The organism is Acidisoma cellulosilyticum, assembly GCF_020621385.1.
In the GTDB taxonomy this organism is placed as follows: domain Bacteria; phylum Pseudomonadota; class Alphaproteobacteria; order Acetobacterales; family Acetobacteraceae; genus Acidisoma; species Acidisoma cellulosilyticum.
On record NZ_JAESVA010000002.1, the window covers coordinates 498374 to 511739 of the forward strand.

The 13366-nt window shown below is 62.6% G+C and carries 10 protein-coding genes; 4 read left to right on the forward strand and 6 right to left on the reverse strand.

Annotated elements, in window-relative coordinates; all coding sequences use genetic code 11:
* Positions 1 to 35: 35 nt before the first annotated feature.
* The 3 genes from ACELLULO517_RS06715 to ACELLULO517_RS06725 all read left to right on the forward strand — a co-directional run bounded on the left by ACELLULO517_RS06715 (position 36) and on the right by ACELLULO517_RS06725 (position 3968).
* Positions 36 to 989, forward strand: coding sequence for an isopenicillin N synthase family dioxygenase (locus ACELLULO517_RS06715; protein WP_227306530.1), 954 nt, complete (start codon positions 36 to 38; stop codon positions 987 to 989).
* A 3-nt stretch (positions 990 to 992) separates the two neighbouring features.
* Positions 993 to 2285: an amidohydrolase family protein gene (locus tag ACELLULO517_RS06720; protein ID WP_227306531.1), complete on the forward strand. Its 1293-nt coding sequence runs from the start codon at positions 993 to 995 to the stop codon at positions 2283 to 2285.
* A gap of 171 nt (positions 2286 to 2456) precedes the next feature.
* Positions 2457 to 3968: a sensor domain-containing diguanylate cyclase gene (locus ACELLULO517_RS06725; RefSeq protein WP_227306532.1), complete on the forward strand. Its 1512-nt coding sequence runs from the start codon at positions 2457 to 2459 to the stop codon at positions 3966 to 3968.
* On the opposite strand, the gene ACELLULO517_RS06730 is transcribed toward ACELLULO517_RS06725, so the two are convergent.
* From ACELLULO517_RS06730 to guaD, 6 genes are all read right to left on the reverse strand, one after another.
* The gene (locus tag ACELLULO517_RS06730) at positions 3969 to 4895 is read right to left on the reverse strand and encodes an ABC transporter permease (protein WP_227306533.1); all 927 of its coding nucleotides are present in this window, start codon (positions 4893 to 4895) and stop codon (positions 3969 to 3971) included.
* Complete coding sequence (locus ACELLULO517_RS06735; protein ID WP_227306534.1) at positions 4892 to 5995, reverse strand: ABC transporter permease; 1104 nt, start codon at positions 5993 to 5995, stop codon at positions 4892 to 4894. The genes ACELLULO517_RS06730 and ACELLULO517_RS06735 overlap by 4 nt, the downstream gene beginning before the upstream one ends.
* Positions 5996 to 6004: 9 nt before the next feature.
* On the reverse strand, positions 6005 to 7570 hold the full coding sequence (locus ACELLULO517_RS06740) for an ABC transporter ATP-binding protein (RefSeq protein ID WP_227306535.1): 1566 nt from the start codon (positions 7568 to 7570) through the stop codon (positions 6005 to 6007).
* A 2-nt stretch (positions 7571 to 7572) separates the two neighbouring features.
* The gene (locus ACELLULO517_RS06745; protein WP_227306536.1) at positions 7573 to 8661 is read right to left on the reverse strand and encodes a BMP family ABC transporter substrate-binding protein; all 1089 of its coding nucleotides are present in this window, start codon (positions 8659 to 8661) and stop codon (positions 7573 to 7575) included.
* Between the two features lie 65 nt (positions 8662 to 8726).
* Complete coding sequence (locus tag ACELLULO517_RS06750; protein ID WP_227306537.1) at positions 8727 to 9707, reverse strand: isopenicillin N synthase family dioxygenase; 981 nt, start codon at positions 9705 to 9707, stop codon at positions 8727 to 8729.
* 105 nt (positions 9708 to 9812) lie between these two features.
* Positions 9813 to 11240, reverse strand: a complete 1428-nt coding sequence (guaD, locus tag ACELLULO517_RS06755) for a guanine deaminase (protein ID WP_227306538.1) — start codon at positions 11238 to 11240, stop codon at positions 9813 to 9815.
* A gap of 318 nt (positions 11241 to 11558) precedes the next feature.
* Between guaD and ACELLULO517_RS06760 the strand changes: the two genes are divergently transcribed.
* On the forward strand, positions 11559 to 13355 hold the full coding sequence (locus ACELLULO517_RS06760; protein ID WP_227306539.1) for a sensor domain-containing phosphodiesterase: 1797 nt from the start codon (positions 11559 to 11561) through the stop codon (positions 13353 to 13355).
* Positions 13356 to 13366: the final 11 nt, after the last annotated feature.

Sequence of the window (13366 nt, forward strand, 5' to 3'; positions counted from 1 at the left end):
AAGATCTCTTATCCCGACGCCCCACGGAACGCCCCATGACCGACATCCCGATCATCGACCTTGCCGGTCTGCGCTCTTCGGACCTGGAGGAACGCCGTGCGGCGGCGGCGGCGCTGGGTGCTGCCTGCCGGAACGTCGGCTTCTTCTACGTGAAGAACCACGGCATCCCGGACAAGGTCGCGCGCGGCATTTTCGATGCATCCCGAACCTTGTTCGCACAGCCACCGGAAACGAAAGAACAGCTGTCCATCAAACGCTCGGCGCATAATCGTGGCTATGTCGGTGTCGCGGGCGAGCGGCTGGATGCCAAGGCAAGCCCCGACCAGAAGGAGGCCTTCAATATCGGTTTCGAACTGCCGCCCGATGACCCTGACGTTCTCGCCGGCAAACCCTTTCGCGGCGTCAATCTCTGGCCCGACATTCCCGGCTGGCGCGATCAGGTTCTGGCCTATTACGACGCCTGCATGACCTTGCAATTGACCATTCATCGCGGTTTCGCGCTTGACCTTGGGATCGCCGAGGATTTCTTCGCCGATAAGATGGATCGGCCGATCGCGACCTTGCGCCTGCTGCATTACCCGGCGGGCGAGGCCAGCGAAGGGGCTGAAATCGGCGCCGGCCAGCATACCGATTACGGCAATGTCACCATCCTCGCGACCGACGGCGTTGCGGGCTTGCAGGTGCAACGCCGTGACGGCGTCTGGCTGGATGCCCCGCATATCGACGGCGCCTTCGTCTGCAATATCGGCGACTGCCTGATGCGCTGGACGAACGACGTCTATGTCTCGACCCCGCATCGCGTCCTGCGGCCGAAGGCCGAGCGCTATTCGGTCGCCTTCTTCGCGGACGCCAATCCCGATGCCTTGGTCGAAACGCTGCCGACCTGTCTGGCGCCGGGGGAGGCAGCGCGCTATCCCGCCATTATCTGCGCGGATTATCTGCGCGAACGACTGACGGCCACCTACGATCATCTCAAGACCGGAAACTGACGCTTGACCCTCGACCTTCTCATTCGCGGCGCCACCCTGCCCGACGGCCGCACGAGCCAGGACATCGCAATGCGCGACGGACGCATTGTCGCGGTCGAGCGCGCTATCACGGCCGAGGCTGCCGAGGTGATCGAGGCTGGCGGCCAGCTGGTCTCGGCGCCTTTCATCGATCCGCATTTCCATATGGATGCGACGCTGTCGCTCGGCATCCCGCGCATCAACCGGTCCGGCACATTGCTGGAAGGCATCGCCCTCTGGGGCGAGTTGAAGCCGCTACTGACGCATGAGGCACTGGTGGAGCGCGCAATGCGCTATTGCGACCTGGCCGTGGCACAAGGGCTGCTCGCCATTCGCAGCCATATCGATATCAGTGACTCGCTCATCGCCGTCGATGCGCTGCTGGACGTGCGGGAGCGTGTGAAACCCTATATCGACCTGCAACTCGTCGCTTTCCCGCAGGACGGTTATTACCGCGCGCCCCGCGCCGTCGCTCTGCTGAACGAAGCGCTTGACCGTGGCATCGAGATCGTCGGTGGCATTCCGCATTTCGAGCGGACGATGGAGGCCGGACGGCAATCGGTGGAAGCGCTGTTCCGCATCGCGGCTGACCGTGGTCTGCGCGTCGACATTCATTGCGACGAAAGCGACGACCCGCTGTCCCGCCATGTCGAGACCATGGCGGCCGAGACGGTGCGCTACGGGCTGGGCGACCGTGTCACCGCATCCCACACCACATCGATGCATTCGATGGACAATTACTACGCCTCCAAACTCATCGCGCTGATCGCGGAATCCGGCATGAACGTCATCGCCAATCCGCTGATCAACATCACCCTGCAAGGCCGGCACGATACCTATCCCAAGCGCCGTGGCATGACGCGGGTGCCGGAACTGCTGGCCGCCGGGGTGAACGTCTCGCTCGGCCAGGATTGCGCCTTGGACCCATGGTATTCGCTGGGATCAGGCGACATGCTGGAGGTGGCCCATATGGCGGTCCATGTCGCACAGATGACCTCTCAAGATGCCATGGCGACCTGTTTCGAGGCGGTGACGACGCATTCCGGCAAGACCATGGGTCTGGAAGGCTACGGCATCGCACCCGGCTGCAAGGCCGATATGGTACTGCTGCAGGCGGCCAATCCTGTGGAAGCGATCCGGCTGCGCGCGACGCGGCTGGCGGTTATTCGCGCCGGCCGCGTGATCGCGCGCACGCCGCCGCGCGAAGCTGTGCTGTCCTTGCCCGGCAGGCCCGCGCATGTGAACCCCGCCAGCTATGCGCCGCGGATCTGCTCTTAGCCCCGCGGATAATGCGCTGAATCAGAGATTAAACCAGATTCCCAGCCTGCCGATCAGTCGGGAGGTCTTTGCGGTCACAAAGTGATGGGCGATGGCTTTACCCTGCTGTTGGCCTAGTCCCATCGGCGATGCTATCATTCCCATCATTTTTCACTGCAATGAAACGGCGCCATGGTTGACCAAGTCCAAGATAAGCAGGGCGAGACTTTGGTGGCTGATCTTATCACCGCCTTCGACACGGACGCCTTCGATCTCGCGCCGGTCTCTCTTTGGCTTGAAGATTATAGCGATCTGAGGGCCCATTTCGAGGCGCTGCGCGTCCAGGGCGTGACCTCGCTGGCCGATTATTTCGCGGAAGACGCCGCGCGTATCAGCGCCTGCGCGGCGCGGCTGCATGTCATCAAGGTCAACAAGTGCACGCTGGATCTGTTCGAGGCCCAGGGGCTGGACGATCTGGTCGGTAATCTGGATCGCGTCTTCGGCGTCGATTCCCTCGCCGTTCATGCGACGGAGCTTGTCGCCCTCTGGAACGGCCAAACCGCGTTTTCCAGCCGGACCGTGAACTACACGCTGTCCGGCCGGCGGCTGGATGTGGAGATCAAGGGCACCGTCCTGCCCGGCTACGAACGAAGCCTTGGGCGCGTTCTGGTCGCCGTGCAGGATATCACCGAGCGCGAACAGGCGCGCCGCCAGCTTCTGACAAGTGAGCGCTATGCGCGCGGGCTTTTTGAATTCTCCCCGGTCTCACTCTGGGTCGAGGATTTCAGCGCCATTCGCCGACTTCTGACCGAAGTACGGCAGCGCGGCATCGTCGACTTTCCCGTCTTCCTCGATGTCCACAACGAATTCATTCATCGCTGCATCAGCGAAATTCGGGTCATCGACGTCAATGACTATACGCTGCGCCTGTTCCGCGCGCCGGATCGGCAGACTTTGCTGGAAAGCACGCGTGACATCTTCCGGGACAGGATGGAGCGGCCTTTTGCCGAGCAGCTGAAGCATCTTTGGGACGGCCATCTGTTTCATCAGCTTGAGGTGATCAATTACAGCCTGACCGGCGAGGAGATCTATCTCCACCTGCAATTCTCCGTCATGCCCGGACATGAGGATGATTGGGCCATGGTGCTGATCGCGCTGACCGATATCACGGCACGCAAGAAGGCCGAGGCCTATCTGGAATTCCTCGGCAAGCATGATGAACTGACGAAGCTCTACAACCGGTCCTTCCATGTCGAGGAGATCAACCGGCTGGAGCGTCGGGGCCAATATCCCATCTCCATCATCATGATCGACCTCAACGGCTTGAAGGAGGTCAATGACGACTGGGGCCATCAGGCCGGGGACGCCTTACTGCGCCGCGCGGGCGAAGTGCTGAACAAGGCGGTGGCCGAACCCAGCTTCGCCTGCCGCATCGGCGGCGACGAATTCGCAATCCTGATGCCAAAGGCGGATGAGGCCGCGGCCCATACTTTGATGATGCAGATCGAGGAACTCTTCGCGATCAATAACCAGTTCTACAGCACGCCGCTGCGGGCCGCGATGGGCTGCGCGACCGCGCGGGAGGGCATGCGCCTGGAACAGGCGATCCGCATCGCGGACCAGGCCATGTATGACGCCAAGCAGAGCTACTATAGCGGCTCGGCCGATGCGGCAGCGCCCGAGAGGCGCAGCCGCCCGCGCTGATTATCGCCGTTCCTCGCGCAGGAAGGGCCGCGCCAGATCTTCCGGCTGGGCGCTGGCCCGCAGCCGGCCCATGCCGGAAGCCGCCAGCACCGCGATTGTCGCCAGATAGGGCATCATCTGGATCAGATAGATCGGCACATGCAGTCCGCTCGACAGCAGCAGCGGAATAACCGCCTGCACGGCGCCGAACAGCACCGCCGCCCCGATGGCGCGCAAGGTATTCCAGCGTGAGAAGGTCACCAAAGCGACGGCGATCCAGCCACGGCCACTGACCATGCCCGTCACCCAGACCTGGCTGCCGACAAGGCTGAGATGGGCGCCCGCGAGGCCGAGCACGATGCCGCCGACCAGCACCGCGCCTATGCGCATGGCCATGACATTCACGCCCGCCGCGTCGGCCGCTGGGGCATTTTCCCCCACCGACCGCAAGCGCAGGCCAAGCTCGGTCCGTTCCATCACCCACCAGACGATGAAGGGCAGGATGAAGGCGAAATAGGTCAGCGGATCCTGATCGAGCAGATGCGCCAGCCAGCGTGGCATGCCCGCGAAGGCCGAAGGGAAGACCGGCCCCAGCGCCTTGATCGGCTGATTGGCGAAACTGTCGCCAATGACGCCGCTCAGCCCCACGCCGAAGGCGAAGATGACCAGGCCGGACAGAACCTGTTCCAGCCGCAGCACCACCGCCAGCAATGCAAACAGCAGCGTCATGCCGACAGCCGCGACGCAGCCGAGCAGGATCGCCGCCGGCAGGCCAAGGCCGGACAGCATGGCGATGACGGCCGCGACCGCGCCCATGGACATGATGCCCTCGGCGCCCAGATTCATCACGCCGGCCCGTTCGTTGATGATCAGGCCCGTCGTCGCCAGCAGATAGGGCGCGGCGAAGACAGGAATGGCGCCGATCCAATCGCCCAGAAAGCCGTTCATGCTTTCTGTCCTTCGACAGGTACCGCAACGGGCGCTTTCGGTCGCTGGCGCAGAATGGAAATACGGTAGCGGACGAAAACGTCAAAGGCCGCGACGGTCATGAGCAGGAAAGCCTCCATCGTCACCACCACCGTATCGGGCAGCTGGTAGAAGGCTTTCAGCGAATCCCCTGCCGTATAGAGGCCCGCGACGGCGAGTGCGGCGATCAAGACACCGATCGGATTGGCGCGGCCCAGATAGGCGATGGCGATGGAGGGGAAAATGAAGTCATTGCCGACGAATTGCGTGAGCTTGTGCTCCTCGCCGGAGATGATGCTGAACCCGGCCAGGCCCGAGACGGCGCCGGCCAGGCAGGCCGTCGTGAGCGTGATACGGGCCACCGGAATGCCCAGCGCGCGCGACGCGGTGCGGTTCTCCGCGACTGCCTTGGACAGCAGGCCGAACCGGCTGTAGCGGCATAGCCACCAGCAGAAGACGACGACGACGAGCGCGATAAACACGCCGTAGTGCAAATGCCAGCCGCCGAAATTCGGCAGTTGCTCGAATTTCGGAAAGATCGGCGTCGTCGGGAACTGGTCAGCCTGGTTGCGCCAATGGCCGTACAGCAGATCCTGCGCGAGCAGATAGGCGACATAGTTCAGCAACAGCGTGGTGATCACCTCATCCGCGCGCAGCCGCACCTTGGCGACAGCCGCGAGCCCGCACCACAAGGCGCCGCCCACCATGGCCGCGACGATCATCAGCGGCATGCGCAGGAACCAGGGGCCGATCTGATAGATGCTGACGGCGGTGGCCGCCAGCGCGCCCATCCAGAGCTGACCTTCGACGCCGATATTCCAGAAGCGGATGCGCAGACAAAGGGCAACGGACATGGAAACGAGGGTCAGCGAAATCGCCCGGGTCAATGTCTGGTCAAGCCCAGCGCTATTGCCGAAGACATAGAGAACAAACTCGTTCCCTAGATCGCTGGCCGGCACGCCGAAGGCGATCAGAAAGATCGCGCAACAGAACAGCCCGAAGACGATGCCGCCGATCAGGGTCGCGGCCGTCAGCCAGCGCGGCACGGCCAGGCGCGGCGACAAAACAAGGCGATAGGGCATCACGGACACTCAGTGACCTTCCAGGATCAACCGGCCAAGCTCGGCGCGGTCGGTCTGCTCGATCGGCATGGCGTCTGACAGCCGGCCGTGAGAGAGGACCGCGACGCGGCTGGACAAGGCCAGCACTTCGTCCAGGTCCTCGGAAATCATCAGCACGCCGACGCCGCGCGCGGCCGCCGCCAGCAGGCGGTTCTGCACGGCGGCCGCCGCCCGCACGTCCAGCCCGCGCACGGGCGAATGGACGATGAGGATGGAAAAATCCCCCTCGAACTCACGCGCCAGAATCAGCTTCTGGGCATTGCCGCCCGAGAGCAGCCGCGCCTGGGTATCGGCGACACCGCCCGCGATCTCGTAATCGCGGATGGAGCCTTCGGCCCTGCCGCGCATCCAGCCCTTCGTCACCCAATAGCGTTTCTCGGGCCTGCGGCCGGACAATGCCGGCACGGCCAGGTTTTCGGCCAGCGACAGGGAGCCGAACAGGCCGAGATGAAAACGGTCGGCGGGCACGAAGCGCAGCCCGGCCTCTCGCCGGTCGGCCGGCTGCACCGGCGCGGTCTCACCATGCATGATGATGTCGCCATGCGTGGGCGCGCGCAGACCGATGATGGTTTCCAGCAATTCGGACTGGCCATTGCCGCCCAATCCGGCGACGCCGAGGATTTCACCCTTATGCAGGCGCAGGTTGAGGTCGCGCAGCGGCACGTCATGCTCGGCCGCTGGCGTGCCGACGCCCTTCAGCTCCAACACGACCTGCGCGGAGAAGCTGGCATTGCCCCGGCGGACGACCGCGGTTTCACCGCCGACCATGGCGCGGGCGAGTTCCGCCGCTGACAGCCCGCGCGCGGGTGCGCCGTCGATGACGGTTTTGCCGGCGCGCATGACGGTGACACGGTCGGCCGTCGCACTGACGTCACGCAGCTTATGGGTGATCAGAATGACCGCGCGCCCGTCATCGGCGAGCCGGCGCGCAAGCTCCAGCATGCCGGCGGCCTCGCTTTCGGCCAGAACCGCCGTCGGCTCGTCCATGATCAGGATGCGCGCCCCACCCAGCAGCACTTTCAGGATTTCGACCTTCTGCTGCTCGGAGACCGAGAGCTGATCGACCCGCACATCCATGGGGATCACGAAGCCCAGATCCTGGGCCATGGCCTGACTGGCCGAGAGGGCGGCCTCGTTCGAGGTCCAGCCGGCCTTCCGACCGCAAGCGAGACGCAGATTCTCCAGGACCGTCAGCGGACCCACGAGTTTAAAATGCTGGTGGATCATGCCGATGCCGGCGGCCGAGGCCGCCTTCGGCTCGGCGAAGGCAGCCGGTGCGCCGTCCACCTCGATCAACCCGTCATCCGCACCGTAGAAACCGGCGAGAATGTTCATGAGGCTGGATTTGCCGGCGCCGTTTTCCCCGAGGAGCGCGTGAACCTCCCCCCAGGCGACCGAGAGATCCGCACCGTCAAGCGCGATGCGGTCTCCGAAGGCCTTACGCACGGCCTGCATGCGAACAGCGACCGCGCCGCGAGACGCGGGCAAGACGGGCTCCGCTTCCTTATCCGCGCGGTCAGTGGTCGCGAGTGTCATGCCTACTTGATCGAGCCTTGAACGTTATCGAAGAGGTAGTTCATCCCGAAGAGCTGGTCGATAGTCATGACCTTGCCGGCTTCGACTTTGACCGAACCGTCCTGCGCCTTCAGCGGGCCGGTGAAGGGATCGAACTTGCCGGCGACCATCTCGGCCTTCAGCGCGTCGATTTTGGTCTGCACGTCGGGCGTCACGTGACCGACAGGCTCGGTGATATCCACCATGCCGGAATCGATGCCGTAAAGGCTGGCGCCGGCGCTGGTCCAGGTGCCGGCCTTCAGCGCCTTGACCATCGGCACCAGCATCTTGTCCCAATGGAAGACGACCGAGGTCATGATCGTCTTGGGGGCGGCGGCCGACATGTCATTCTCATAGCCGATGGAGAACTTGCCGGCCTTCTCGGACTGCACGATGGCCGCCGGGCTATCCATGTCGGTTGCAATGACATCCGCGCCCTGCTCGATCATGGCATTGGAAAGCTGGCCTTCCTTCACCGGATCATCCCAGGAATTGACAAAGGCGACCTTGGCGACGGTGCCGGGGTTGGCGGCGCGGGCGCCGGTCGCGAAAGCGTTGATATCCCAAAGCACGGTCGGGATGGGGAAGCCTTCGATCATGCCGATGACCTTGGACTTGGTGACCGAGCCTGCCGCGTAGCCGGCCAGATACCAGCCCTGATAGGTTTTCGGGTAAGGGCTTTCCAGGTTCGGTGCGGTCGTCACGCCGGCCATGTTCACGAAGGCCACATTGGGGTGGAGCTTCGCTTCAGCCGCGAAGGCATCGCCGTAACCATAGGTGCCGCCGATGATGACGTTGAAGCCACGGTTCACGAACAACTCGACCGTCTGCTCAACCTTCTCGGTCTGCTCGGGGATGTTTTCGACATAGGGAATCTTGACGCCGAATTCCTTCTGCAGAACCAGGCGCGCGCGGTTCTGCGCGCCGGTCCAGCCGCCGTCGCTGATGGCGCCGAGATAGATGAAAGCAATCTTGGGCGGACCGCTGAGCTTCACCTGTGCCTGAGCATGGGAGGCGAAACCGATGGCGCCGAAAAGGCCGCAGACCGAAGCAAGCAGGGAAAGCCGTTTCACGGAGATCCTCCTAGGATTAAGGCAATTATGATTTAACAAGCGGGTGACGGAAGGTCGAGCGATGCTCAGCCAACCGGCTCGGTTCCTTCCTGACGATAGGCATAGGTCGCGTCCAGTCGACCCTGGACGTAATCGCCGGCCAGAACGGGCGGGTATTTCGCTGGGCGATCTGCCGTGACGGTGCCGGGCAGCGCCTCGATTTTCGTATCGAAGTTCGAACCCACGAAACAGGGAATGGAATAGCGCGCCCGGCCCGAGGTATTCATGGCCCGATGCAGGGTGGAGGCGAACAGGTCATTCGTCCAACGCGCCATCTGGTCACCGATATTGATGACGAAAGTGCCGCGGATGGGCGGCGCGTCGATCCATTTTCCGTCGGTATTGCGCACCTGCAAAGCCGGCACCGTTTCCTGGCAAAGGATGGTGAAGCATTCGTAGTCGGAATGCGCGCCGATGCCGATCTGCTTGGGGTCCACCGGGCCGTCCTGGCTGGGATAGGACAGCAATCGCATGATCGCGGTCGGCTTATTGGCGAGCGGCGTGAAATAGTCTTCCGGCAGATCGAGTGCGAGAGCGAAGGCTGCAAACAACCGCTGACCGAGGACGTGCATCGCCGCGTAATAGGCGTCCACCTGCGCGCGAAAACCGGGCAAGCCTGCGGGCCATTGGTTGGGACCGAAATGCTTCGGTTGACCCGCGCGGTCCGGGTCGCTCTCCGGCCGCTCATGGGCAATATCGAATGCCTCATGCAGGTCGCCCTTGGCTGTCGGGTCCGTATTCTCCTCCAACAACGGGGTATAGCCGCTGTTATTGACCGAGTGGCGCACATGGATGCGCATCTTCTCGTCCAAGGGCAGACCAAAGAAGCGCGGGCATTCGGCGAAGGTCTGGTCGATCAGCGCCTGAGCGACGCCGTGGTTCTTGATATAGAAGAAGCCGATTTCCGTGCAGGCAGCGCGCAGTTCCGCAGCAAGCGCGCGCTTCGCCGCCACATCCTCGCCCAGCATGGGCGCGAAATCGATGATGGGGATTGCCTCAAAAGCCAAGTTGTTTCCTATCCAGGCAGCCAAACGCACTGCCAAATCACGCAAATTTCATGCCACGATTACCTGCCCCGTGCCAGAGGCATGGCCCCTCGCCTATGACCATAATCAGCGCGATTTGACGAGCCTGCCCGCGACCCAAACCTGCGCGACATCGCCGCGCCCGGCCAGCATGACGATTTTTTCCAGGATCCCTGCCGCGCTTTCAGCCTCGGCGAAGCGCAGATTGCCGTCCGGCAACCCCGACCGCAGCAAAACGGCATCGAAAGCATAGCCGGGGCGGAACAGACCGATGGGCAGATCGAGCGATTCGCCGCCGCCGGCCGTCGCCATCCGGAAGGCGGTTCGAAAATCGATGCGCGCACCGGGCTTGCCGCGCGCTGCCGCTGACTTGCGCGAATCGGTCCCGCTTTCCAGCAAGCGGGAGACAGCGACCGCCTGCCGCGCGGCCTCGAACAGCGACGCGCTGGGGCCGCCCGCGATATCGGACCCAAGGCCGATATGCAGCCCCTGGTCCAGCATCTCCCGCAAGGGGAAGACCGCGCCGGCGAAGTAGATATTGGAGAGCGGGCAATGCGCGACCGCCGCGCCCCGCGCGCGGATCAGCGCGGCGTCAGGCTCCGTGATGAAATTCGCATGCGCCAGCACGCTGCCGCGCCGCAGCAGGCCGGCGCGGTCCAGCACCGCAGTATCCGTGACACCGCAGCGGTCCAGAACATGGCCATGTTCCCAGTCACTCTCCGAGCAATGGGTCTGCACGGTGCACCGGGTCTCGGCCGCCAGTGCCCCCAACCCTTCCAGCAACGCATCGGTGCAGGCCGGCACGAAGCGGGGCGTGATCATGGGCCGCACCAATGCCGCCTCATTCCCTGGCAGGTCACGGATATGGCCGATCAGCGCCCGCGTTTCGGCGATGGCAATCTCAGCGGACGCGTCACGATAGAAGTCCGGGCATTGTTCCGGATGATCCATGCCGACGCGGCCGACCAAGGCGCGCTGTCCTTTGTCTAGGCAAATCTCGGCCAGACGTTTCGTCGCGGGCAAATGGATGGTCGCGAAATAAACGGCCGTCGTCGTGCCATGCGCCAGCAGCGTCTCGACCAGACAGGCATAAACATCCTCAGCAAAAGCCAAGTCCTCGTAACGGCTTTCGAGCGGAAAGGTGTAGCGCTGCAGCCAGTCTTCCAGCGGCACGTCAAGGGCGGTGCCCAGTTGCGGGAATTGCGGCGCATGGATGTGAAGGTCGATCAGCCCAGGAATGAGGATGTCATCCGGCGTGAGCTCGACCAGACTTCCGCCCGCACGCAGCCTGGCCAGACGGGGGTCATCCGCCGCCACGGCAGTCTCGACACTCAAGATCATACCGTCTGTGCCGACGCAAATCAGAGCCGAGACTAGCGCCTCGATCCCATCCGGCGCGTGAATGGCTCGGCCATAGATCGCCCAATCGCCCGGCATGACCACCTCTTTTGCGTAGAATAGCAGGAAAATGACGGTATTGGCCGCTTTCGGCAAGCGATCCCGGTAGTCTGCCACAAAGGTACAAGCTGCCGTGAACAGCCCTTGTCCAACCGATATAAGAGCAAAGGTCCCAACAGCAGGCGCCGGATGCTCAGACTGTCATGGATTCCGGCAGGTTTTCTGCCGTCGCGCAGAATAAACGCGGATCGCTCAATCGTTGGTCTGGCAAGTCAGAGCCGAAAAATACCGGGTTCTGGCAATTTTTATAACGCATTCATCATGATGCAGCTCTCTCATAGACGCGTGATTGTTAGGGTGCTAACCATCTGGACTAATTTGAAAAGTCTTGTTTTTCAGGAGCCCGTCATTGCCTTCCCGGACGATGGCTTGCCTATGACAGGTTCAGACAAGACGTCGCCGCCCATGCAGCGGCATGTTCGTGCTGCGGATATTTCCGGCAACAAATCCTTCGACCGTCTCGTCGCACTGACGGCGAAGCTGTTCCGCACCCCTTATGCCGCTCTGACAGTGGCAGGACTGGATCGGCAGTTCGTGGTTGCCAATCACGGCCTGGGTGACCGCCGCCACCCCATGGATGGTTCCCCATCCTATGAGATCGTTTTGCGCGGCGAGCCGATCGTGATTCCCGATCTGGACGCGCAATCACGCTATCGGCCCGAGGCCTTCTTTACGCCGCACATCAAATTCTTTGCCGGCGTCCCCCTCGTCCTGCCGGATGGTTTCGCAATCGGCTGTCTTGGCATCGCCGATTCCTCATCGCGCGAAGCAGACAGCTTCGACCTCGCACTTTTGCGGGAACTTGCCGATATTGCGGTGGCGCAAGTGGAAATGAATGTCGTGACCGGCATGATCGATCCGGTCACCCGATTGCCCAATCGCGCCCAATTCATCCTCGATATGACCGACTGGACAGTGCAACATGCCGGTCAGCACGGGATTGTAGCACTGGTGGACATCATGCCGCAGCAGCAGGTGGATGCCATCATGCGCGTCCTGGGGCCAGGGCATCTTGATCAGGTCGTCGCCGATGTTGCGCAGACATTCCAACGCTCGGTTGATAAGTCCTATCGTCTTTACCAGATTTCGCAAACGCAATTGGCGCTTCTGCCGCCGCCAGAAGCCAATCTTGACATTCTGCTCAGCCAACTAAGTCAGCGCCTGAGCAATATCAATCGCAGGCAGCTCAGCCGTTTTGCCGTCACCATCGCGATGGGTATTCTGCCCTTCAAGCCAGGCGATCATGACGCGGAGGATATCCTGCGCATGGCCAATAGTGCGGCGCAGGATGCGCGACAGGCCCGCGAGTATATTCGTGTCTATTCACCCCAGCAGGATCGCGATCATCAGCGCCGCTTCGCGATCGTAAGCAATTTCGCGGCCGCGATGGAGAGCGAGGACGAGCTTTTTCTCGTCTACCAACCGCGCGTCGATCTGTCCTCCGGCCGCTGTTACGCTGCCGAAGCCTTGCTGCGCTGGACGCATAGCGAGCTCGGCTCGATCTCGCCGAGCGAGTTCATCCCGCTGATCGACCCGACCATGCTGATGCAAGCCCTGACCGATCGGGTGCTTAAAAGCGCGCTCGACCAATTGGCAGAAATGCGACGGGATTTTCCGGACTTCATCATGGCCGTCAACGTCTCGGCCCATAACCTGCGCGAGCCTGACTTCCTCGGCCACCTGCTTGCCAAGCTCGAAATGCGGGGCTTGCCGCCGCATGCGCTGGAGGTTGAGATCACCGAAGGCACCTTCATCCTGAACGACGATGCCGCGATGGCGGCCTTGCATGCGCTCGCTCATGCCGGCGTTCGGATCGCGATCGACGATTTCGGTACCGGCTATTCCAGCCTTTCCTATCTGGAACAGCTGCCTGCCCATACGGTGAAGCTGGACCAGAGCTTCATGCACGGCATGACCGAAGACAGGCGCAAATATGCGCTGGTCAGTTCGACCATCAGCCTTTGCCATGAGCTTGGCTATCGCGTCATCGCGGAAGGCGTCGAGACCATGGAAATCGCAGACCAACTGCGTGCAGCCGGCTGCGATGAGGCCCAGGGCTACGGGTTCAGCAAACCCGTTCCGGCCGCCACACTTCTGTCCTGGCTCAAACCACGCTACGGCCTGCCGGCCTGCCGTATCGCGCAGATTGGCCCGCCAGAAAGCCCGTCATAGAGTCTCACGCA

Bases quoted from the DNA above. Each gene is read 5' to 3' on its own strand.
- ACELLULO517_RS06715 (WP_227306530.1), top strand. From the start codon at position 36: ATGACCGACATCCCGATCATCGACCTTGCCGGTCTGCGCTCTTCGGAC.
- ACELLULO517_RS06725 (WP_227306532.1), top strand. From the start codon at position 2,457: ATGGTTGACCAAGTCCAAGATAAGCAGGGCGAGACTTTGGTGGCTGAT.
- ACELLULO517_RS06760 (WP_227306539.1), top strand. From the start codon at position 11,559: ATGACAGGTTCAGACAAGACGTCGCCGCCCATGCAGCGGCATGTTCGT.
- ACELLULO517_RS06740 (WP_227306535.1), bottom strand. From the start codon at position 7,570: ATGACACTCGCGACCACTGACCGCGCGGATAAGGAAGCGGAGCCCGTC.
- ACELLULO517_RS06735 (WP_227306534.1), bottom strand. From the start codon at position 5,995: ATGCCCTATCGCCTTGTTTTGTCGCCGCGCCTGGCCGTGCCGCGCTGG.
- ACELLULO517_RS06730 (WP_227306533.1), bottom strand. From the start codon at position 4,895: ATGAACGGCTTTCTGGGCGATTGGATCGGCGCCATTCCTGTCTTCGCC.